A 20,120-nucleotide genomic window follows, 5' to 3' on the forward strand; every position below is an offset into this window, starting at 1 on the left:
GCGCCGCGCCAGTTCTCGGCACCGCTGGAGGGTTAGGCGTGTGGAAAGGCCGCTTGGCGATTCTGTCGATCGTCGTGGTCTCACTGATCTGTGGGCTGTCGATGTTCGCGGTGCGGGGCGCGAGCAACGACCAACTCGAGGTGTACTCGTGGTGGACCGGTCCGGGTGAGGAGGAGGGGCTGGCCGCGATGGCCAAGTCCTTCGAGGGCACCAACCCGGGCGTGCGGTTCGTCAACGCCGCCGTCTCCGGTGGTGCGGGCTCCAACGCCAAGGCCATCCTGGCCAGCCGGTTGCTGGCCAACGACCCGCCGGACTCCTACCAGCGCCACGCCGGGCTCGAGCTGCTCGACGACGTGCGCTCGGGCAAGGTGCAGGACCTCTCGGACCTGTACCGGCAGCAGGGCTGGAACAAGGTCTTCCCCAAGGGCCTGATCGAGAACCTGACGATCGACGACCGCATCTACGCGGTGCCGGTGAACATCCACCGCGCCAATCTCATGTGGTACCTGCCGAAGACCCTCAAGGACCTGGGCATCTCCGCCCCGCCGAAGACCTGGAAAGAGTTCCTGGCGCAGGCCGAGCAGATCAAGGCCAAGGGCAAGATCCCGCTCGCCGTCGGGCCGGAGTGGACGCAGAAGCACCTGCTGGAGACCGTGCTGCTCGGCGAGCTCGGGGCGGACAACTACGACAAGCTCTGGGCCGGTCAGCTCAGCTGGCTCTCGCCCGAGGTCACCGGTGCCCTGGACACCTACACCAAGGTGCTGGCGGTCTCCGACGTCAAGTCGGCCGCCGGCGATTGGCAGCCCCAGCTGGACAAGGTGGTTTCCGGTTCCGCCGTGTACGCCGTGATGGGCGACTGGTCCAGCTCGTACCTCGAGCAGACCAAGAACCTCGCGTGGCAGACCGGCTACAACGTGGTCGCCTCGCCGGGCACCGACGGGATCTACGACTTCCTGTCCGACTCGTTCACGCTGCCGACCGGCGCCCGCCGGCCCGACCTGGCCCGCAAGTGGCTCATCGAGTGCGGCTCGACCGACGGGCAGAACCTGTTCAACCCGCTGAAGGGCTCGATCCCGGCGCGCACCGACGCCGACGCGGCGCTGTACAAGAACTATCTGAGCTGGGCGCTGCAGCAGTGGCGCGACCCGAAGACCCGCATCGTCGGGTCGCTGACCCACGGCGTGGTGGCCAACAACGCGTACAACGCGGAGATCGACTCGGCCCTCGGCCTGTTCGTGCAGGACGACGACCAGGCCAAGTTCGCGCGGACCGTCGAGCTGCAGTACCGGGAGACGCAGTGAACGCCCCAGTAGTCCATCGCGCCCGGCACTCCTCGGAGCCCGAACGGCCCGCGGTCGCGCCGAAGCAGCGGCGGCCCCGCAAGCAGCGCGGGCCGCGGTGGCTGCCCGGGCTCCTGCTGGTGTCGCCGTCGCTGATCCTCATCGGCATCTTCGTCTACGGATTCCTCGGCTGGAACGTCCGGGTCTCCTTCACGAACTGGCGCGGACTCTCCCCGAAGTACCACCTCGTCGGCTTCGACAACTACACCGCGCTGCTGCACGACGAGCGCTTCCGGGCCGACATGCGCAACCTGATCATCTTCACGGTGGTCTTCGTGGCCGGCGCCATGCTGCTCGGCTTCTTCATGGCGATGCTGCTGGACCGGGGCGTGCGCGGCGAGGGCTTCCTGCGCGGCGTGTTCCTGTTCCCGATGGCCATCTCGTTCATCGCCACCGCGATCGTGTGGCGCTGGCTGCTCGACAACGGCTCCGGCAACGACACCGCCGGGCTCAACAAGCTCCTGGCCGACGTCGGCCTCGGGTTCCTGCGCAGCGACTGGCACAAGTCGGACTCGATCTGGGCCATCTCGGCCGTCGCGCTGCCGGCCGGGTGGGCGCTGTCGGGGTACGTGATGGCGCTCTTCCTGGCCGGCATGCGCGGCGTCAACGACACCCTGCGCGAGTCGGCCCGCATGGACGGGGCCAGCGAGACCCAGGTCTTCTGGCACGTGGTGCGGCCCGCGCTGCGCCCGGTGACGTTCAGCGCCCTGCTCATCATGATCCACATCTCGCTGAAGACGTTCGACCTGCTCTACGCGCTCGACCAGGGCAACCTGCGCATCGACACGCCGTCGCTGTACATGTGGTTCACCACGTTCGACGGCGGCTTCTACGACCGCGGCGCCACCATCGCCACGGTCCTGCTCCTCGGGGTGGCCCTGGTCGTCGGCCCCTACGTCTGGTACAGCCTGCGCACGGAACGGCGGTGACTTCTTCGATGGTGCGTGCAACCGCCGTCGTTCCCTATCAGCCCACCCGGCCCACCCGGCTGCCCACGCCCGGTGAGACGCCGCCCGACCTGTCGGCGGTCCCGCGCTGGCAGCGCCCGGGGCCGGTGCGCACGACGCTGCGGTACCTCGTGCTGTGGGCCCTGGCCGCGTTCTTCCTCATGCCGGTCTACGTGCTGATCGTGACCAGCTTCAAGAACCCGGCCGACGTCTCGGTGACCCGGATCTGGGAGCTGCCGACGAGCCTGTCGTTCGACAACTTCTCGGCCGTGCTGCCCAAGCTCTCCTCGGGCTTCCGCAACTCGCTGGCCCTGTCCATTCCGGCCAGCCTCATCTCGGCCCTGCTGGGCTGCGCGAACGGCTTCGTGCTGTCGAAGTTCCGCTTCCCGCTGTCCAACGTGGTATTCCCGCTGATCCTGTTCGGCATCTTCGTGCCGTACCAGGCGGTCATCATCCCGGTCTCGCAGACCATGACCGCGGTCGGCCTGCGCGGCTCCGGCGACGCCACCGGCGGCCTGCTCGGCCTGATGCTGATCCACATCATCTACGGCCTGCCGATCACCACGCTGATCTTCCGCAACCACTTCGTGTCCATGCCCGACGCCCTGCTGGAGTCGGCCCGCCTGGACGGCGCGGGCGTGCTGCGAACCTGGGTGGATCTTGCGGTACCGCTGGCCAAGCCGGCCTTCGCGGTGGCCATCATCTGGCAGTTCACGTCGTCCTGGAACGACTTCATGTTCGGCGCGATGATGACCAGCCGCGACTCGTGGCCGGTGACGATCGCCCTGAACAACGTGGCCGGCGGCCAGTCGGTGCCGTTCGGCCAGGCGATGGCCGGCGCGCTGCTGGTGAGCCTGCCGACCCTCGCCATCTACGTGCTGCTGGGACGCTTCTTCATGCGCGGCCTGCTGGCGGGCACGCTGCAGGAGCGCTAGCTCAGTACTCGACCTCTTCGGTGGCTTCGAAGGGGCCGACGACGATGCCGCGGCGGAAGCGGCCGCCCTGGGCGGAGACGTCCAGGGTGAACTGCTGCAGGACGCGCAGCTTGCGGCCGCCGATCTGCAGCGGGCGGCGCACCTCGTACAGCGGCGCCCACGGGCACTCGTAGTAGCAGCTGCTGCCGTCGCGGGTGCGGTACAGCACCACGTCGCCGTCGGCCAGGGCCTCGTCCAGCTCGACCTTGAGGGCGAGGGTGGCCGCCGGGTCCGGGTCGTTGCGCCACAGGTGGGCGATCGCCTCCTTGGCCTGCTTGTCGGTCTGCCAGCGGCGCAGCGTGACCCGGTCGGTCAGGCACCACGGGTCGAAGCGGTGCCCGCCGGGCAGGGCGGCCACGTCCGGGCGGGCGGCCAGGCGCAGCGACTCGTACCGGGTCAGCAGGCCGGGCATCGCCGCCAGCTGGCCGACGTGGAACCAGATCTCCAGCGCGTTCTTGAGGTTGTTCTCGATCAGCTCGTGCAGCCGCGCGTCGTGCCGGTCGGTGCGCAGCGCCTCGGCGTAGTCGGCGGCCGCGGTCGCCTCGGCGTTGAGCTGCTTGAGCCGGTTGACGGCGGCCTGCTGCTCCTCGGGCACGCCGGAGCGCTCCAGCCCGTAGATGGCCACGTCGATGTGCTGGCGCAGCGGCGGGACGGCGGCCAGCAGCGCGCTGAGGTGCTCGGGCGGGCAGGTCCGCTCCTCGGCCCACTCGGGCAGGCCGGCGGGCAGGCTCAGCTCCAGCGCGATGTCGTAGTCGGGGTTGACCCGGGCCTGCCGCGCCCGCGACACCCAGCCCTCGACCGCCGAGAGCCAGGCCGAGACCTGGTCGAAGGTGACCGCCGGGACGTAGCCGACGGTGCGGGGGCCGGCCGCGTAGTCGGCGTCGAGGAAGCGCTCGCCGAGGGTCTGCAGGACGTACCCGTTCCAGGCCGCCACCAGCAGGCTGCCCGTCGACCGCGGGGCGTCCCAGACGCTGCGGCCGTCCGCGGCGAGCTGCTCGCGGGCCTGGTCGGCGTACATCATCTCGTCGTAGGCGGCCTTGCCCGCGGCGCGCAGCGCCTCCAGCACCATCGCGTCGCGCTCCTTGGCGAGCGAGGCGCGCATCTTGGTCATCAGCGAGGGGCGCAGCGGATCGGCCATGGCCAACACGGTAGCGATCGATCGCCATCCCCGGGAGCCGCTATGAGGCGCGGTAGGCGATCCCGTGCGCGTCCTCGCAGTGCGCGTCCGGATCCTGCGGCCCGGCGCCCGCGTGGTCGACCTGCAGGGTGCTGTGCGTGAGCGCGTACTCCCGGCGCAGCAGCTCCTCGATCGCCGCCCGCACCGCGTGGCAGTCGCGGCCCGGGGCGACCAGCACGTGCGCCGACAGCGCGGGCTCCCCCGAGGTGATCTGCCAGACGTGCAGATCGTGTACCTCCACCACGTGCGCCATCGCCGCCAGCCGCTCGCCCAGCGCCGGCGGATCGATCCCGCTCGGCGCCGCCTCCAGGAAGATCCGCCCGGACGCCCGGACCAGCCCGAGCCCGGCGCGGACCATGAGCGCCACGACGAGCAGCGTGGCGATCGGGTCGGCCCGGGTGAACCCGGTCGTGACCATGACCAGCCCGGCGATCGCCGTGGCGATGAACGCGAACAGGTCGTTGAGCACGTGCTGGAACGCGCCCTCGACGTTCAGGCTGGTCCGGTTGGCCCGGCTCAGCGCCCAGCTCGCGAGCAGGTTGACCCCGATCCCGGCGACCGCGGTGACGAGCACCGGCAGCCCGACCACGTCCGGCGGGTGGACCAGCCGCCGCACCGCCTCGACGGCCAGCACCGCGGCGAGGATCAGCATGGTGAGCCCGTTCGCCTGGGCCGAGAGGATCTCCGCCCGTTTCAGGCCGAAGGTGTACCCCCCTTTCGGCGGCCGCGCCGCCAGCCGCATGGCCACGAGCGCGAGCACGATCGCCCCGGCGTCGGTGAGCATGTGCGCGGCGTCGGAGAGCAGGGCGAGCGAGTGCACGAGCAGCCCGACGACGACCTCGCCGGCCATGAACGCGCCGATCAGCGCCAGCGCGACGGCCAGCCACCGCCCGTCGGCGTCCTGCTGCACGCCGTGCCCGTGGTCATGGCCGTGGTCGTGCGCGTGGTCGTGGTCGTGTCCGCTCACGGTTCCAGACTCTCCCACTCGCACAACCCTGTCGCGATGAGTTTGCGCACCCCGGCGGGTTGAGAAGAGGAATGGTTGGTTCGACGACACACGGGAGTACACATGTTGCTACAGGATCGGACGGCCGTCGTCTACGGTGGCGGCGGCAACGTCGGCGGGGCGATGGCCCGGGCGTTCGCCCGCCACGGGGCCACCGTGCACCTGGCCGGGCGGACCCTGGCCGCGGTGCGGGCGGTGGCCGACGAGATCACCGAGGCCGGCGGCACGGCCTGGGCGGACGCCGTCGACGCCCTGGACGAGCGGGCCGTCGACGAGCACACGGCCCGCGTCCTGGAGCGCTCCGGCCGCCTGGACGTCTCGGTGAACGTCATCAGCGACCAGGACGTCCAGGGCACCCCGCTGGCCGAGATGAGCCCGGACGACTACATGCGCCCGATCATCACCTCGATCACCTCGAAGTTCCTGACCGCCCGCGCCGCCGCCCGGGTGATGGTGCCGCGGGGTTCGGGCCTCATCCTGTACTTCGGCGGCTCCTTCGACTGGCAGGCCGCCCGCCGCTTCAGCGTCGGCGGCATGGGCCTGACCTTCGACGCCGTCGAGTCCCTGCGCAAGCAGCTGGCGTGCGAGCTCGGCCCGTCCGGCATCCGCGTGGTCACGCTGCGCACCAGCGGCCTGCCCGAGACGATCCCGCCCGGCTTCGAGGGCCGCGACGAGCTCGTCTCCTACCTCACCGCCGAGACCCTGACCGGCCGCCTGGCGAGCCTCGAGGAGGTCGGCGAGCTGGCCGCGTTCGTCGCGTCCGACGGCGCCGCCCTCCTGACCGGCGTCGAACTGGACATGAGCGCCGGGACGTCGCTCCGGTGAGTTGATCATTGCAAGATCTTGCTGGCCTTCCAAAGGATTCGCGCAGTTCAAGCCGCATTGGTACCGCTGAGCTGCGCGAATTCCTGCAAGAAGCTTGACAAGCATGAATGCGACCAACGACTCTTCCTGCACGCGTTGCAACGCCTTGGCTTTCGTTCGGCCCGCCACCGTCCGGATCGCGCAAGGAGAGTCCACCCACCATGTCCCGTCGCAGACGCACCTTCCTCGTCATCCTGTGCCTGCTGGCCGCCCTGCTCCCGGCCCGCGCCCTGGCCTTCGCCGCGGCCGGCAACACCCTGACCGTCTACTACCAGGCGCCGGCCGCCTGGACCGTGGTGAACATCCACTGGGCCCCGTACGGCGGCGCCTGGACCGCGGTGCCGGGCGTGCCCATGTCCCCGGCGTGCTCCGGCTGGTACACGCGCGTCCTGGAGCTGGGCTCCTCCACCGGCGCCCAGCTCACCTTCAACAACAACGCCGGCACCTGGGACAACCACAACGGCGCCAACTACTCCGTCGCCGCGGGGGTGGTCGCCGTCAGCAACAACACCGCGACGGCCACGAACCCGTGCGCGTCGACGCCGCCAACCTCGACACCGCCAACCTCGACTCCGCCAACCTCGACTCCGCCCACGTCGCCGCCGCCCACGACCACGCCTCCGCCGCCCGCCACCACCGGGACGATGCTCGGCGGGGACCCGCGCAAGGAGAGCATCTACTTCGTGCTCACCGCCCGGTTCTACGACGGCGACCCGGGCAACGACCGGGGCGGCAGCCAGCATGTCCGCTCCGGCAACGCGGCCAACAGCGACCCCATGTTCCGCGGAGACTTCAAGGGCCTCGTCGACAAGCTCGACTACATCAAGGGCCTCGGCTTCTCGGCCATCTGGATCACGCCGGTGGTGCTGAACCGGTCCGACTACGACTACCACGGGTACCACGGCTGGGACTTCTACCGCGTCGACCCGCGCCTGGAGTCCTCCGGCGCCTCGTACCAGAATCTCATCGACGCCGCCCACGCCAAGGGCCTGAAGATCTACCAGGACGTCGTGTACAACCACAGCTCCCGCTGGGGCGCCAACGGCCTCTACGTGCCGACCGTCTGGGGCGCGCGGGACGGGCAGTGGGACTGGATGTACAGCGAGAAGGTCCCCGGCGCGGTCTACGACCCGATGCAGGAGAACGCGCTCGGCCGCGCCTACAACGGGGACCTGTGGTCGACCACCCCGCCGGCCGGCAACACGTGCCCGAACTACGGCCAGGCGAACGGCCAGCGCAGCCCGGAGGGGTACACCATCCACTCCTGCCAATGGCCCAGCCCGACCGCCGCGATGTTCCCGGCGTCGCTCTACCACCAGTGCTGGATCGGCAACTGGGAGGGCGAGGACGCGCGTTCCTGCTGGCTGGCCGACGACCTCGCGGACCTCAACACCGAGAACCCGGCGGTGCAGGAGTACCTCATCGGGGCGTACAACCGCTACATCGACATGGGCGTGGACGGCTTCCGCGTCGACACGGCCGTGCACATCCCCCGCGTGACGTGGAACCGCCGCTTCCTGCCGGCCATCCAGCAGCACCTGGTCGAGAAGTACGGCGCGGCGAAGGCGCAGGACTTCTACGTCTTCGGCGAGGTGGCCGCGTTCGTCAACGACAAGTGGAACCGCGGCTCGGTGAACCACTCGGCCCAGTTCTACACCTGGAAGGAACGCCGCTCCTATGTGGACAACGACACGCAGGCCGCGCTGGACCAGTACAACTATGAGGAGCAGTTGGGCACGGGCAACCAGCCGACGTCCACCAACGCCTTCCTGAACGGCAACGACTACCACGCCCCGGACCGCACCCAGTTCTCCGGCATGAACATCATCGACATGCGCATGCACATGAACTTCGGCGACGCCCCGAACGCCTTCCGCAACGGCAAGGACTCGGACGACTCCAACAACGACGCCACGTACAACGCGGTCTACGTCGACTCCCACGACTACGGCCCCAACAAGAGTGCCAACCGCTACTCGGGCGGCACCGACGCCTGGGCCGAGAACATGGCCCTGATGTGGACCTTCCGCGGCGTACCGGTCCTGTACTACGGCTCGGAAGTCGAGTTCCAGGCCGGCCGACAGATCGACTGCGGCCCGACCTGCCCGCTGGCCACGACGGGCCGCGCCTACTACGGCGACCGTGTGACGGGCACGGTGGTCGCCTCGGGCTACGGCACGGTGGCGTCCGCCTCGGGCCCGGTCGCGACGACGCTGAGCCAGCCCCTGGTGAAGCACGTCCAACGCCTGAACCAGATCCGCCGGGCGATCCCGGCCCTGCAGATGGGCCAGTACTCCACGGCCGGCATCAGCGGGGGCGAGATGGCCTTCAAGCGCCGGTACACGAGCGGCTCGGTGGACAGCTTCGTCCTGGTCACGATCTCCTCGACGGCCACCTTCACCGGCATCCCGAACGGCACCTACACCGACGCCGTCACGGGCGACGTCAAGGTGGTGACGAACGGAACGCTGACCGCGAACGTCTCGGCCAAGGGCGACCTGCGCGCCTACGTGCTCGCCCTGCCCGGCAATCCGGCCCCGGGCAAGGTCGGCGCCGACGGGCCGTACCTGCGGTAGCTCACTCAGCGCTCCGTGCGCAGCGTCAGGCGGAGGATGCGGTCGTCGTCGAGGGTGGGGCCGTTCGGGTTGCGGCCGTCGCGGTTCGAGGTCGTGATCCAGACGCTGCCGTCCGGGGCCGTCGCCGCCGTGCGCAGGCGGCCGTACTTCTCCGTCAGGGCCTCCATCGGTTTGGCCGCCACTCCGGCGTCCGGGCGCCAGCGCACGGACATCGGGGTGGCGGGCTCCGACGGGGCGGAGGCGGCCGGCGCCGGGGACTTGCCCAGCGGTACCAGATACACCCGCTGCCCCCGCAGGCACGTCACGACGGCCGTGGTGCCCAGGATCGCCACGCCCGAGGCGACGCCGACCTCGGGGTGCCAGGCGACGATCGGGTCGATGTACTGCGGCTTGTTCCCGATCCCCTCCACCGCCGGCCAGCCGTAGTTGCCGCCCGGGCGGATGATGTTCAGCTCGTCCCAGACCGCCTCGCCGATCTCCGACGAGTACATGGTGCCGTTGGCGTCCCAGGCCAGGCCCTCCGGGTTGCGGTGGCCGTAGGACCAGATCAGGGAGCCGGGGAACGGGTTGCCCTTCGGCGGCTTGCCGTCCACGGTCATCCGCAGGATCTTGCCGCCGAGGCTCTTCAGGCTCTGGGCCGACTCGGTGTGGGAGGCCTCGCCCGTGGTCGCGTAGAGGTAGCCGTCCGGGCCGAAGGCGAGCCGGCCGCCGTCGTGGATGCCGCTCTTCGGGATGCCGGTGACGATCGGCTGGGGGCGGGACCTGCCGTCCAGGTGCAGGCGGGCGATGCGGTTGTCGTCCCTGGTGGTGTAGTAGAGAAACACCGTTTTATCCGTTTTGTACGAAGGGGACACCGCCAGCCCCAGCAGCCCGCCCTCGTTGTCGGAGGTCGACTCGTTCAGGTGGGCCATCTCGGTCACCTGGCCCGTGCCGGTCACGTGCAGGATGCGCCCCGTGCCGCGCTCGGTCACCAGCGCGCTGCCGTCGGGCAGGAAGCCCAGGCCCCACGGGATGTTCAGGTGCCTGGCGACCGTGGTGATCGAGACCAGGGCGTCGGCGCCGGCGGACGGGTCGGCCGGGGCGTGGTGGAAGTCCGTGGGGTCGGCGTGGGGCAGCTGGCGGCCCTCGGCCGACGCCGGGGCCGCGGAGCACGCGGCCAGCAGGCAGACGGACACTCCGGCCAGCAGCGCGGTCCTGGTTCGGCGCACGGGTCAAACCGTGCGCCGAACCCGGGTGAGCCACCGTCACCCGCTACGAGGCGTACACCTCCAGCTCCGACAGCTGCCCGGCCGGCCAGCCGGTGTTGCCGGTGACCGTGATCCGCAGCTGCCGCACGCCCGCCGCCGGGAAGGTCAGCGTGGCCGTGTTGCCGGTGGCCGGGTCGAAGCCGACGGCGCGGGTCGAGACGAGGACGGCGCCGGTGGTGAAGTCGGTGACGGTCACCGTCTCCGTGCGGGCCGCCCACGCCGTGGCCGGGGGCAGGCGCAGCACGACCCGGCCCACCGGCGTCGTCGCGCCGAGGTCGACCTGGATCCACTGCGGGAAGGCGTTGTTCGCGCTCTCCCAGTAGGTGTCGGCGCTGCCGTCGACCGCGTTGCCGCCCGTGTAGTTCTGGGTGTTCGAGGACTGGGTGACGGTCTTGTGCAGGGCGAGGTTGGTGGCGGTCGCGGCCACCCCGGTGCCGCTGAGCGCGACGGTGGCGGTGCCGTTGGATGCGGTACTGCGCACCGTCAGCGTCCCCGTCCGGCTCCCGGCCGCGCTGGGGTGGAACGTGACCGTGGCCGTGCAGTTGGCGCCCGGGGCGATCGCGGTGCCGCACGTCGTGGTGACCGTGAAGTCGCCGGTCGCCGTGACGGACTGGACGGTCGCCGCGGCGGTGCCGGTGTTGGTGACCGTCACCGTCTGCCACTCGCTGTTCTCGTTGACGTCGGTGTCGTCGAACTGCAGCGACGCCGGGCTGAGCGCGAGCGTGGCAGTGCCGGCGCTCGTACCGTACACCTCGAAGGAGGAAAGCTGCCCGGCCGGCCATCCGGTGTTGGCGGTGATGCTCAGCCGGACATAGCGCGCGGTGACCGCCGGGAAGGAGGCGCTCGCGGTGTTGCCCGTGGCCGGATCGAAGAGGTAGTCGGCGGCGGCCGCGGCGGTCGTCCACTGTGCACCGTCCACGCTGGACAGCACGGTCACCGTCTGGCGCCGGACCTGCCACGCGGTCTGCGGGGGCAGGCGCAGGGTCACCTTGCCCACGCTCGCCGGCGCGCCCAGGTCGACCTGCACCCACTGCGGGAACGCGTTGTTCGCGCTCTCCCAGTAGGAGTTGGCGTCGGTGTCGGTGACGTTGGACGCCGGGAAGCCGCCCTGGGTCGACTGGGCGGTGGCCGGGCGCCCGGCGGCCAGGTTGGTCGTGCTCGCCGGGGGCACGCCGGTGCCGGTCAGCTGGACCAGGACCGCGCCTTGGCCGTCGTCGCCGGTGATGGAGTAGACCGCGGACTGCGCGCCCTGGGCCGCCGGCGTGAACGTGACCGTCTGGTGGATGACGTCACCGGGCGAGAGCTGCTGGCCCTCGGAGACCGGCGTCGTGGTGTTGAACGCGCCCACGGGCGGGGCGGCCTTGGTCAGGGTCAGCGTGATGTTGCCCGTGTTCGCGATGTCGAAGGTCTGGGTCGCGGTCGTACCGACTGTCACCGAGCCGAACGCGACCGGATTCGGGGTGATGGTGAGGTGCGCCGCCCCCGTGACCGCGGTGCCGCTGAGCGGGACCGTGACCGGACCGGCCGAGCTGGTGACGGTGAGCGAGCCGGTGTGGTTGCCGGCCGCCGTCGGGGCGTACTTCACCGAGACGGACACCGAGGCGCCGGCCGCGATCGTGGTGCCGTTGGCCGGGAAGCCGGTCGCGCTGAACGGCGCCGCGGGCGCGGTCGAGCCGGTGATCGTGACCGCGCTCGTGCCGGTGTTGGTGAGGCTGACCCCGAGCGTCTTCGAGGCGCCGGTCGGCACCGTGCCGAACGACAGCGCCGCCGGGGTGGCCCCGAGGCCGGCCTTGGTGCCCGTGCCGTGCAGGTCGAGCGCGACCGTGCCGGCGTCGGTGGTGAACGTGAGGCTGCCCGTGGCGCCGCCGGCCGCGGTCGGCGTGAAGCGCACCGGCACCGCGAGGGTCTGCCCGGTGTTGAGGCTGACCGGCAGCGTGGGCGGGGTGGCGCCGAACGGGGCGGCGGCGCTGATCGCGGTGATCCGCACGGCCCGGGTGGCGGTGACCGTGACGGTCGCGTTGCCGGTGCTGCCGACGGCGACGTTGCCGAAGTCCGTCGGCGAGGCGCTCAGCGCGGCGGTCGTCGGGCGGCCGAAGCCGAAGACGCGCCCGTCGCGGTTGCCGACGTACACGCGGCCGTTGTCGCTGGCCGGGACCGCGAACTTGGTGGCGGTACCGATGGGGGCGGAGTAGCGCAGATGCAGCTGGCCGCCGGTCGGCAGGGCGTCGTAGGCCCGCAGCTGGCCGTTGGCGCCGTTCGAGCCGTCGCTGTAGACGGCCCAGACGATCGCCGAGCCGGACGTGGTCCCGCTGGAGGTGACGATCGGCGAGCCGGAGGTGTACCCGAACGTCGACGGACTGGTCGCCGCCGAGGTGAGCGTGGGCAGGCCGTTGCCGTTCACGCCGTACTTGAAGGCGCGCAGGAAGCCCTGGTTCTCGACCTGGTACACGTAGCCGCCGTCGCCGCCCCAGACCGCGGGGTGGCCCCAGATGCCGTTGTACGGGCCGGCCGCCGGGACGAGCGAGGCGTCGCTGCCGCCCGGGCCCTGGGCCATGCCGCCGAGGTTGTCCCGGTCGAGCAGGAAGACCCGGCCGTCCTTGCCGGTCTGCACCAGCAGGTGCGGGTGGGCGGCGGTGCCGAAGGAGGCGGGCAGGGCGACCGGGCCGCCGGAGCCGAAGTCGGTGTCGTCCTGGTCGAGCTTGCCGTTGTTGGCCGGGCTGAAGAAGTCCTTCGCGGCCAGCGAGCCGTCGCCGTTGACCTGCAGGCGGATCACCGACTCGGCCAGGGTGCCGGGCGGGCTGGTGCCGGGGCCGGGCGCGGGCGAGACGCCGTTGCCGGTGGCCACGATGATCCGGCCCGAGCCGTCGGAGACCAGGCCGCCGCCGGACTGCCAGATGCCGCCCATGCCGGTCGAGCGGCCGGCCTCGGTGGACCAGAGCGTCGACATGGCGGGCGTGGCCGTGCGGACGCCGGCGACGTACCCGACGTACGGGCCGTAGTCGCAGTGGCTGGCGAAGCCCGCGTAGACCACGCCGTCGAGCAGCAGCAGGCCGGGGCGCTGGGCCGCGGTCTTGGCGTTGAAGGTGGTCGACGGGTCGTTGCTCGGCGAGCCCTGGATCGTCACCGGCCAGCCGGAGCGCTCGGTGCCCGTCGCCGGGTCGATCTTGTGCATGTAGAAGTGCGGGTGGTTCGCGTCGGCGCCGTCGTTGACCTTGGCGGTGAAGAACACCGAGCTCGTCGCCGGGTCGTAGACCGGGGTGCTGGTGATGCCGATGTTCGGGACCAGGTCGCCGCAGCCGATGGCCGAGGCGGGCCAGGCCGGCCCGACGCTGCGCGACCAGACGATGGCGCCGGTCTGCGGGTTGAGGCCGTAGATCCAGTTGTTCTCGGTCGCGGCGATGAGGGTGCCCGCGGCGACGATCGGCTGGGCGTAGATCTGCCCGTTGAGGTCGGTCCCGAAGAGCTGCCCGAAGTCGGCGGCGGAGACGGCGGACGGGCCGAGCGCGGGCTCGTTGGGGTCCCAGCCGGTGCGCAGCGTGTCGACCGAGACGGTGGTGACGTCCGCGGCGGCGGGCGCGGTGAGCACGGCGGTGGCGGCGCCGAGCGCAAGGAGGGGTGGCAGGAGGGCAGCGACCAGCCGGCGTGCGGCCATGACGGCTCCAGGGTGGGGGGTGTCGAGAGGCATCGATCGGAGGTGCAACGTAACGCGCCCGACATCTCCGCGCAAGATGCCAATCAAAGCTCGAAATACTTGCACTCAGAAATGCAAAACGCATCGACGGTACGGTGAGCCGGCACAACACCCGATGGGGGCATTGATCGTTACAGACTTGTGGTGGCTGGGTAGAAGACTCGAACCGACCAGGGCTTTCGCGGTCTTCTCCCGGAAGGGGACGAAGCGATGAGCGACACGGGACAACGGCGTGCCACGCCGCGCGACAACCGCACCGCCATCGCGGCCGGCGGCGCCGCCATCATCGTCATCCTGCTGTCGCTGCTGGCGTACTGCCAGTTCACCGGGGATGACGGCAGCGACAACGCCGGCCCGGCCGTCTCCGCGAGCGTCTCGGCCAGTGTGTCGGCCAGCGTCTCCGCGAGCGTCTCGGCGCGGGTCTCGGCCAGCGTCTCGGCCAGCCGGTCCGCCGACGCCGCGGCCGCTCGCTCCGCTGCCGCGGCCGCCGATGCCGAGCGCGCCGCCGCCGCGTCCAGGTCGGCGGCCGCGGCTCGCTCCGCCAGCGCCGCGGCCGCGAACGGGTCGGACGGCAACGCCGGGGTCGGCGGGGCCGGGCCCACCCCGAGCGGCGCGCCGCACACCGGTGGCGGCGACGGGCTCGGCATGCGCAACCCGGTCCTGGCCGGCGGCGGCATCGTGCTGCTGCTGGTGGCGGCCGCGCTGATCGTCTTCCGGATGCGCCCCGCCATCGGGCGCCGCTGACGATGCTCACCCGCCGCCGGATCGCGATCGACGGGCTGACCGGCCTGCTGGCCGTCGGCGGGCTCACGCTGCTCGTGATCGGGGCGTCGCCCGCTCCCCCGCCGCCGGAGCGCCCGGCCGCCGCCGCGCCCGAGCCCGTCGCGAGCGTGCCGGCGGCGTCGATGTCCCCGATCCCGATCGCCAGCTCGGCCGCGCCCGCGCCGAAGCAGGAGACGCACGGGCTGGGTGCGTCGGCACCCGTCCGGCTCGCGATCCCGGCGATCGGGGTGGACACCGAGCTCATGTCGCTCGGGCTCAACGGCGACGGCACCGTGCAGGTGCCGCCGCTCAAGAAGGGCTCCCCGGCCGGCTGGTACCGCAACCTGCGCACCCCCGGCGAGGTCGGGCCGGCGGTCATCCTCGGCCACGTGGACACCGCGCACGACGGGCCGGCCGTCTTCTACCGGCTGCGTGAGCTGCGGCCCGGCGACACGGCGAGCGTGCGGCGGGAGGACGGCAGCGTGGCCGTCTTCGTGGTCGAGCGGGTCGTCGAGGTGCCGAAGAACGACTTCCCGACCGACGACGTCTACGGGCCGGTCGACTATCCGGCCCTGCGGCTCGTCACCTGCGGCGGCACGTTCGACCGCCTGAAGCACGAGTACCGGGGGAACATTCTCGTGTACGCGCGCTTGGAGCGCTCCGGCTGAGCGGTCAGACTGGCCGCATGACGTCGCCGGACTGGTCCCCCAGCACGTTCCTCGGGAGCCTGCCCGAGGCGACCGCGAAGGAGCTGGTCGGCCGGGCCACCGTGCGGCAGTTCGCGCCCGGCCGGGTGGTGCTGCGCGAGGGCGACGTCGAGACCCACGTGGAGCTGCTGATCGCCGGGTTCGTCAAGGTGACCACGTCGGTCGACGGGTTCGAGACGCTGCTGGGCATCCGGGTCCCGGGCGAGCTCGTCGGCGAGGTCGGCGCGCTGACCGGGGCGCCGCGCAACGCGACCGTCACGGCGTGCGGGCGGGTCACGGCGGGCGTGCTGAGCCGCGCCGCGTTCGAGGACTTCCTGCGCCGCCACCCGGCCGCGGCCGCGCGCGTGACGGCCGCCCTGGCCGGTCAGCTGTCCTGGGCCAACCGCCGAAGGACGGACTTCGCGGTGTACCCCGCCCACGTGCGCCTGGCCCGCCTGCTCGTCGAGATCGCGGAGCTGTGCGGGCGCCCGGCCGCGAACGGCGGGATCGAGATCGCGGTGCCGCTCAGCCAGCCCGAGCTGGCCACGATGATCGCGATCGCGCAGGCCACGGTGCAGAACGCGATCCGCGACCTGCGCTCCCGGGGCCTGCTCAGCACCGGGTACCGCCGGCTCACCATCCTCGACCCGGCCGGCATGCGGGCCCTGGCGGAACTCGAGCCGTAGTTTTTCGGCCAACCCCATACTTGTAGCCGATCCCGCGGTACGGGCCGCCGCACCATAGCGGCATGCAACCGCTATCGGTTCCGGCGCGGCTGGCCGCGCTGTCCGCCCCGGCCCGGCGCATCCTCCAGGTGGCCACGGTGCTCGGGCCGTGCTTCGGCGTGCTGGACCTGGCCCGCCTCATGCGGTGCGCGACCGCCCAGCTGCTGCCGTACCTCGACGAGATCCTGGCCGCCGGCCTGCTCGTGAACGTCGGCGACCGGGCGACGTTCCCCGACGAGCTCGTCCACGCGGCGGTCGCGGAAACGCTGTGCAAGCCGGCCGCGGCGGCGCTGCGGGCCGAGGCGGCGGCGCTGCCGCGGTCCGGGGCCGAGGCCAAGCCGGCGCCGGTGACCGGCTGGGAGGCGCTCACCGAGCAGGAGCGGCGGATCGCCGAGCTGGTCGGGCGGGCGCTGACGAACCAGCAGATCGCGCACCGGATCGGCCGCACCCGCCACACCGTGAACTACCACCTGCGCCGGACGTTCCGGAAGCTCGGGATCAGCTCGCGGGTGGAGCTGGCCGCGCTGGCCCGGGCCCGTCGCTGACGCCGAGCCACTCCAGCAGCCGCTCCGTCGTCGGGGTGGCGGCGCAGCTGCGCGCCGCGTAGTCCAGGGCCATCGCGTGGTCGGCCGCGGTGAAGTCGGCCATCGCGTCGGCGACCAGGAACGGCTCGATGTCCAGCGCGTACGCGTCGCAGGCGGTCAGCAGGCAGCCCAGGTGCGCGAACACCCCGCACACGACGAGCTGGTCGCGGCCGAGCCGGCGCAGGTCGGCCAGCAGCGGGGTGCGGTGGAAGGCGCTGTACCGCCACTTGGTCACCACCTCCGCCCCGTCGGCGGGGGCGAACACGAGGCCGCGGCCGGCCTCGTCATCCGTCATGCCCTCGCCCCACACGTCGTGCAGCAGGCCCCGGTCGGCGCGGCTCATCCGGCCGGGCTGCGCGGTGTACCGGACGGGGATCCCGAGCGCCGCGCACGCCTGCCGCAGCCTGTCCACATTGGACCGCAGCTCGCGGCCGGGCGACTCCCGCGGGTCGAAGCGGTCGACGAAGTACCGCTGCATGTCGTGGATGAGCAGCGCGCAGCGGGACGGGTCGGCCTTCCAGGGCGCCGGGCCCTCGCGGAGCGGCACGGGCATCGGGTACGGGGCGACGGCGGGAATGCTCACGTGAACAACCAATCCTGGTCGGGCAGCGCGGAGGCCGCGATGCGCTCGTCTCGTTGTCGTTGCCCGGGGCCGTCCGGGAGGTGGTAGTCGGTACCGCCGGCCGCGCCGGCCGCCGCCACCCGCTCGGCCCGGGGGCGGCGCAGCGCTTCGAACGCGGCGAGGTCGTCGAGGTGCTCGGGCAGGGCGGCGGCGTCCTCGATGGCCTGGGCGGCGCCCTGGGCGAGGAACGGCGGCATGGGGTGGGCGGCGTCGCCGATGACGACCACGCCGTCGCGGTGCCAGGCCGGCAGCGGCGGGCGGGTGCGCAGCGCGAACCCGCGCCCGGCTTGTTTGACGAGGTCGCGCACGGGCGCGTGCCAGCCGTGGAAGGCCTCGAGCCCGGTCGCGGTGACGGCGACGAGGTTGAGGCCGCCGGGCACCGGGTAGGCGACGGCGTGCGCGCCCGGGCCGAGCCACACCGTCACGACCGGCGGGGCCGCCGCCTTCACGACCGCGCGATAGGCGGTGTAGCCGACGTCGACCGGCGCGTCGTCCGTCAGCATCCCGCGGACCGTAGAGTTGAGGCCGTCGGCGCCAACCACCAACATGCTATCAGTTCTCGCGGCATACGTCTGTCCAAAGTGGACTCTGACGTTCCTGAAGAGCCCCCGCAGGAGATCAGCCCGGCGCAGGGTGAGATAGGGGGCGCCGTAACGCTCCAGAGCCGCGTCGCCCAACGGAATCCGGCCCAGCAGGGCGCCGTCCGACCAGCGCCGGATCTCCCGCGCCTCCGGACGCAAGGAGACCGGCGCCAGGTCCACGCCGAGCTCGCGCAGGACGCGCGTGGCGTTCGGCGGGAGCTGGATGCCGTAGCCCGATGCGGCCAGGGCGGGCGCGCGCTCGACCACGGTGCACGAGAGCCCGTGCGCGGCGAGGGCGACGGCCGCCGTGAGGCCGCCGACGCCCGCGCCGACGACGAGCGGGTCAGTAGTACCGCAGCGCACGGTCCCAGTCCTCACCCGGCCCGAACAGCCCGCGCGGCTTCATCACCTCGGCCGTGGCCGTGAGCAGCCGGTGCGGCACGAGCTCCCCCGGCGGCACGGCCACCACGAGCGGCTCGACGTGCGGGTACGCGGCGCGCAGGGCCCCGTCCAGGGTCGCCGTCGCGGCCGCCCGCCACCGGTCCGCGACCTCGATCTCGACGCGCAGCCGGCCGCCGTCGACGCGGGCCCGCCAGAACCAGACGCCGAAGTCGTCGGGCAGCGCGAAGACCAGCTCCTCCAGGCCCAGCTGGGTCAGGCCGCCGCGGGCGAACCGGCCCAGCATGCGCACGGCGGGCAGGTGCCAGCCGCAGGGGCAGTCGCGGTACGACACCTCGACCTCGTCCTCGATGGCGTAGCGCAGCAGGGGCATGGCGTCGCGGTAGAGCGGCGTCACGACCAGCCGGCCGCGCCCGTCGGGCCGAAGCTCCCCCGTCGCGGGGTCCTGCACCTCGAACACGGCCCGGTCGGCCCACAGGTGCATGGTGCCGTGCTCGCACTCGCCGGCCAGGCTGCCGGTCTCGGTCGCGCCGTACTCCTCCACGACCGGCGCGCCCCACACCCGCCCGATGCGGGCCTTGCGGGCCGGGCCGACCGGCTCCCCGCCGACGAACAGGGCGCGCAGGTGCGGGAAGTCGCGGTAGCCGCCGACCCGCGCGGCCGCCGCCCACAGCAGCGTGTCCGTCGGCAGCGACCAGGTGATGGTGACGCCGAGGTCGTGCAGCAGGCGGACCACGCGGGAGTACGGCGTGGCCAGCGAGCGGTTGTCGGCCGGCACCACGGTCGCGCCGCGCAGCCGGGCGGCCGCGTGCGCGAGGTGCCCGGTGATCATGAGGGCGTACGGGGTGCGGACCATCAGCGTGTCGTCGGCCGTGATGCCGGTCCACTTGCGGGCGAACCGCTCGGCGAGGTCGAGCCAGTCGGCCTCGGTGTAGTACGACGCCGTCGGCTCGCCGCTGCTGCCGCTGGACTCGTGGTAGGTCGCGAGGTCCGCGCGGTCGCAGGCGAGCAGGCCGAACGGGTACGCCTCGCGCAGGTCCTGTTTGGTGGTCAGCGGCTGCTCGGGCAGCTCCGCGACGCCCTTCTTCCGGTAGAACGGGGAGCGCTCGGCCGCGGCGTACACGGCGGGGAGCCGCTCCTGCTGGAGCCGGGCGAGGGCCGCGAAGCCGTCCCAGTCCCCGAGCTGTGGCAGCTTCATCGGCACTCCAGGAGGCGGTCGGCGTTGCCGGACGAGACCAGGGCGAGCTCGTCGGGGTCGAGGCCGAGGGCGCGCAGCTTGGCGACCTCGACGCTCGGGTGCTGCAGCGGGTGCTCGGTGCCGAACAGCACCCGGTGCGCGCCCAGCCGGCGCACCGCGAGGCGGGCCACGGCGGTGAAGCAGCCGGAGAGCTCGACGGCGATGTTGGGGTGCGGCGCCACCAGGTTCAGCCCGGCCGCGTCGAGGCCGGTGTGCCCGCAGTGGCCGGAGACGAAGGTGACGTCCGGGTGGCGCCCGGCCAGCACCACCAGGTCCTCGGTGCGCGTGCCGGGGCGGGCGAGGCACACGACGTACACGGGATGGCGGTGTCGTGCGGCAATGCGCACGAGCACGTCGACCCGCGGGTCGTCGAGCCGGAAGCCGTGCACGGCCGGGGAGATCTCCAGGCCCCGGTAGCAGGGCGCGGCCTCCTCGTAGCCGGCGGCGTCGCGGTAGGGGTCGGCGAAGAAGAACGGCACGAGCCGCCCGCCGGACTCCTGGCAGGCGCGCAGGACCCCGGCGTTGTCCGCGAGGGCCTTGCTGCGCCCGCCGTCGACGATCTGCACCGAGAGCCGGTCCAGGCCGACCACCCCGCCGGCGCAGACCGCGGCCCGCTCGACCCCGGCCTCGTCCAGCGCGCCGAGCAGGGCTTCGGCGGCACCGGGGCCGGGGGTCAGCCGCGCGTGAAAGTCGAACATCGCG

General features: G+C 72.3%; 17 protein-coding genes. 9 read left to right on the top strand and 8 right to left on the bottom strand.

Translation table 11 applies throughout. From position 1 onward, the window contains the following. Nucleotides 1-53: 53 nt before the first annotated feature. The 3 genes from ACQPZ4_RS38645 to ACQPZ4_RS38655 are packed head-to-tail and all read left to right on the top strand — an operon-like array spanning nt 54 to nt 3,222. A complete protein-coding gene (locus ACQPZ4_RS38645; RefSeq protein WP_433047454.1) occupies nt 54-1,301 on the top strand; it encodes an ABC transporter substrate-binding protein in 1,248 nt (415 codons plus the stop codon). After that, nucleotides 1,298-2,269 (top strand): carbohydrate ABC transporter permease, encoded by a 972-nt coding sequence (locus ACQPZ4_RS38650; RefSeq protein WP_433047457.1) that lies wholly within the window; start codon nt 1,298-1,300, stop codon nt 2,267-2,269. The genes ACQPZ4_RS38645 and ACQPZ4_RS38650 overlap by 4 nt, the downstream gene beginning before the upstream one ends. Before the next feature lie 8 nt (nt 2,270-2,277). Beyond that, nucleotides 2,278-3,222 (top strand): carbohydrate ABC transporter permease, encoded by a 945-nt coding sequence (locus tag ACQPZ4_RS38655; RefSeq protein WP_433047460.1) that lies wholly within the window; start codon nt 2,278-2,280, stop codon nt 3,220-3,222. Between the two features lies 1 nt (nt 3,223). Here the strand turns inward: ACQPZ4_RS38655 and ACQPZ4_RS38660 are convergent, their stop codons facing one another. Both ACQPZ4_RS38660 and ACQPZ4_RS38665 read right to left on the bottom strand, forming a co-directional pair. Next, nucleotides 3,224-4,399, bottom strand: a complete 1,176-nt coding sequence (locus ACQPZ4_RS38660; protein ID WP_433047463.1) for a hypothetical protein — start codon at nt 4,397-4,399, stop codon at nt 3,224-3,226. A gap of 40 nt (nt 4,400-4,439) precedes the next feature. Continuing rightward, entirely contained in the window at nt 4,440-5,405 is a 966-nt protein-coding gene (locus ACQPZ4_RS38665) for a cation diffusion facilitator family transporter (RefSeq protein ID WP_433047466.1), read from the bottom strand. A 102-nt stretch (nt 5,406-5,507) separates the two neighbouring features. On the opposite strand from ACQPZ4_RS38665, the gene ACQPZ4_RS38670 reads away from it, so the two are divergent. Both ACQPZ4_RS38670 and ACQPZ4_RS38675 read left to right on the top strand, forming a co-directional pair. Next, nucleotides 5,508-6,269 (top strand): SDR family NAD(P)-dependent oxidoreductase, encoded by a 762-nt coding sequence (locus tag ACQPZ4_RS38670; RefSeq protein WP_433047469.1) that lies wholly within the window; start codon nt 5,508-5,510, stop codon nt 6,267-6,269. A 200-nt stretch (nt 6,270-6,469) separates the two neighbouring features. Continuing rightward, nucleotides 6,470-8,884: an alpha-amylase family glycosyl hydrolase gene (locus ACQPZ4_RS38675; RefSeq protein ID WP_433047472.1), complete on the top strand. Its 2,415-nt coding sequence runs from the start codon at nt 6,470-6,472 to the stop codon at nt 8,882-8,884. A 5-nt stretch (nt 8,885-8,889) separates the two neighbouring features. Here ACQPZ4_RS38675 and ACQPZ4_RS38680 read toward each other — a convergent pair whose 3' ends face one another. Both ACQPZ4_RS38680 and ACQPZ4_RS38685 read right to left on the bottom strand, forming a co-directional pair. Then, complete coding sequence (locus ACQPZ4_RS38680) at nt 8,890-10,092, bottom strand: PQQ-dependent sugar dehydrogenase (protein ID WP_433047475.1); 1,203 nt, start codon at nt 10,090-10,092, stop codon at nt 8,890-8,892. Between the two features lie 43 nt (nt 10,093-10,135). Next, nucleotides 10,136-13,783 (bottom strand): choice-of-anchor D domain-containing protein, encoded by a 3,648-nt coding sequence (locus tag ACQPZ4_RS38685; protein ID WP_433047478.1) that lies wholly within the window; start codon nt 13,781-13,783, stop codon nt 10,136-10,138. Nucleotides 13,784-14,032: 249 nt separating this feature from the next. Here ACQPZ4_RS38685 and ACQPZ4_RS38690 point away from each other — a divergent pair, with 249 nt between their 5' ends. The 4 genes from ACQPZ4_RS38690 to ACQPZ4_RS38705 all read left to right on the top strand — a co-directional run bounded on the left by ACQPZ4_RS38690 (nt 14,033) and on the right by ACQPZ4_RS38705 (nt 16,540). Further along, entirely contained in the window at nt 14,033-14,566 is a 534-nt protein-coding gene (locus ACQPZ4_RS38690) for a hypothetical protein (RefSeq protein ID WP_433047481.1), read from the top strand. A gap of 2 nt (nt 14,567-14,568) precedes the next feature. Further along, complete coding sequence (locus ACQPZ4_RS38695) at nt 14,569-15,252, top strand: class F sortase (protein WP_433047484.1); 684 nt, start codon at nt 14,569-14,571, stop codon at nt 15,250-15,252. Nucleotides 15,253-15,269: 17 nt separating this feature from the next. Further along, a complete protein-coding gene (locus ACQPZ4_RS38700; RefSeq protein ID WP_433047487.1) occupies nt 15,270-15,956 on the top strand; it encodes a Crp/Fnr family transcriptional regulator in 687 nt (228 codons plus the stop codon). Nucleotides 15,957-16,018: 62 nt separating this feature from the next. Then, nucleotides 16,019-16,540 (top strand): helix-turn-helix transcriptional regulator, encoded by a 522-nt coding sequence (locus ACQPZ4_RS38705; RefSeq protein WP_433047490.1) that lies wholly within the window; start codon nt 16,019-16,021, stop codon nt 16,538-16,540. On the opposite strand, the gene ACQPZ4_RS38710 is transcribed toward ACQPZ4_RS38705, so the two are convergent. Genes ACQPZ4_RS38710 through ACQPZ4_RS38725 form a run of 4 tightly spaced genes read right to left on the bottom strand, consistent with a single transcriptional unit; the run spans nt 16,494 to nt 20,116 of the window. Beyond that, nucleotides 16,494-17,162 carry an isochorismatase family protein gene (locus ACQPZ4_RS38710; protein WP_433047493.1) on the bottom strand — a complete coding sequence of 223 codons (669 nt, stop codon included), beginning with the start codon at nt 17,160-17,162 and terminating at the stop codon, nt 16,494-16,496. The genes ACQPZ4_RS38705 and ACQPZ4_RS38710 overlap by 47 nt on opposite strands. Beyond that, complete coding sequence (locus ACQPZ4_RS38715; RefSeq protein WP_433047496.1) at nt 17,159-18,160, bottom strand: FAD-dependent monooxygenase; 1,002 nt, start codon at nt 18,158-18,160, stop codon at nt 17,159-17,161. Before ACQPZ4_RS38715 ends, ACQPZ4_RS38710 begins: the two co-directional genes overlap by 4 nt. After that, a complete protein-coding gene (locus ACQPZ4_RS38720) occupies nt 18,126-19,379 on the bottom strand; it encodes an AMP-binding protein (RefSeq protein ID WP_433047498.1) in 1,254 nt (417 codons plus the stop codon). The genes ACQPZ4_RS38715 and ACQPZ4_RS38720 overlap by 35 nt, the downstream gene beginning before the upstream one ends. Next, a complete protein-coding gene (locus ACQPZ4_RS38725; protein ID WP_433047501.1) occupies nt 19,376-20,116 on the bottom strand; it encodes an amidohydrolase family protein in 741 nt (246 codons plus the stop codon). Before ACQPZ4_RS38725 ends, ACQPZ4_RS38720 begins: the two co-directional genes overlap by 4 nt. Nucleotides 20,117-20,120: the final 4 nt, after the last annotated feature.

The sequence above is a fragment of the Dactylosporangium sp. CS-033363 genome, from assembly GCF_050942475.1.
Lineage (GTDB): Bacteria > Actinomycetota > Actinomycetes > Mycobacteriales > Micromonosporaceae > Dactylosporangium.

Bases quoted from the DNA above. Each gene is read 5' to 3' on its own strand.
- ACQPZ4_RS38655 (WP_433047460.1), top strand. From the start codon at position 2,278: ATGGTGCGTGCAACCGCCGTCGTTCCCTATCAGCCCACCCGGCCCACC.
- ACQPZ4_RS38660 (WP_433047463.1), bottom strand. From the start codon at position 4,399: ATGGCCGATCCGCTGCGCCCCTCGCTGATGACCAAGATGCGCGCCTCG.
- ACQPZ4_RS38670 (WP_433047469.1), top strand. From the start codon at position 5,508: ATGTTGCTACAGGATCGGACGGCCGTCGTCTACGGTGGCGGCGGCAAC.
- ACQPZ4_RS38675 (WP_433047472.1), top strand. From the start codon at position 6,470: ATGTCCCGTCGCAGACGCACCTTCCTCGTCATCCTGTGCCTGCTGGCC.
- ACQPZ4_RS38685 (WP_433047478.1), bottom strand. From the start codon at position 13,783: ATGGCCGCACGCCGGCTGGTCGCTGCCCTCCTGCCACCCCTCCTTGCG.
- ACQPZ4_RS38690 (WP_433047481.1), top strand. From the start codon at position 14,033: ATGAGCGACACGGGACAACGGCGTGCCACGCCGCGCGACAACCGCACC.
- ACQPZ4_RS38695 (WP_433047484.1), top strand. From the start codon at position 14,569: ATGCTCACCCGCCGCCGGATCGCGATCGACGGGCTGACCGGCCTGCTG.
- ACQPZ4_RS38700 (WP_433047487.1), top strand. From the start codon at position 15,270: ATGACGTCGCCGGACTGGTCCCCCAGCACGTTCCTCGGGAGCCTGCCC.
- ACQPZ4_RS38705 (WP_433047490.1), top strand. From the start codon at position 16,019: ATGCAACCGCTATCGGTTCCGGCGCGGCTGGCCGCGCTGTCCGCCCCG.
- ACQPZ4_RS38720 (WP_433047498.1), bottom strand. From the start codon at position 19,379: ATGAAGCTGCCACAGCTCGGGGACTGGGACGGCTTCGCGGCCCTCGCC.
- ACQPZ4_RS38725 (WP_433047501.1), bottom strand. From the start codon at position 20,116: ATGTTCGACTTTCACGCGCGGCTGACCCCCGGCCCCGGTGCCGCCGAA.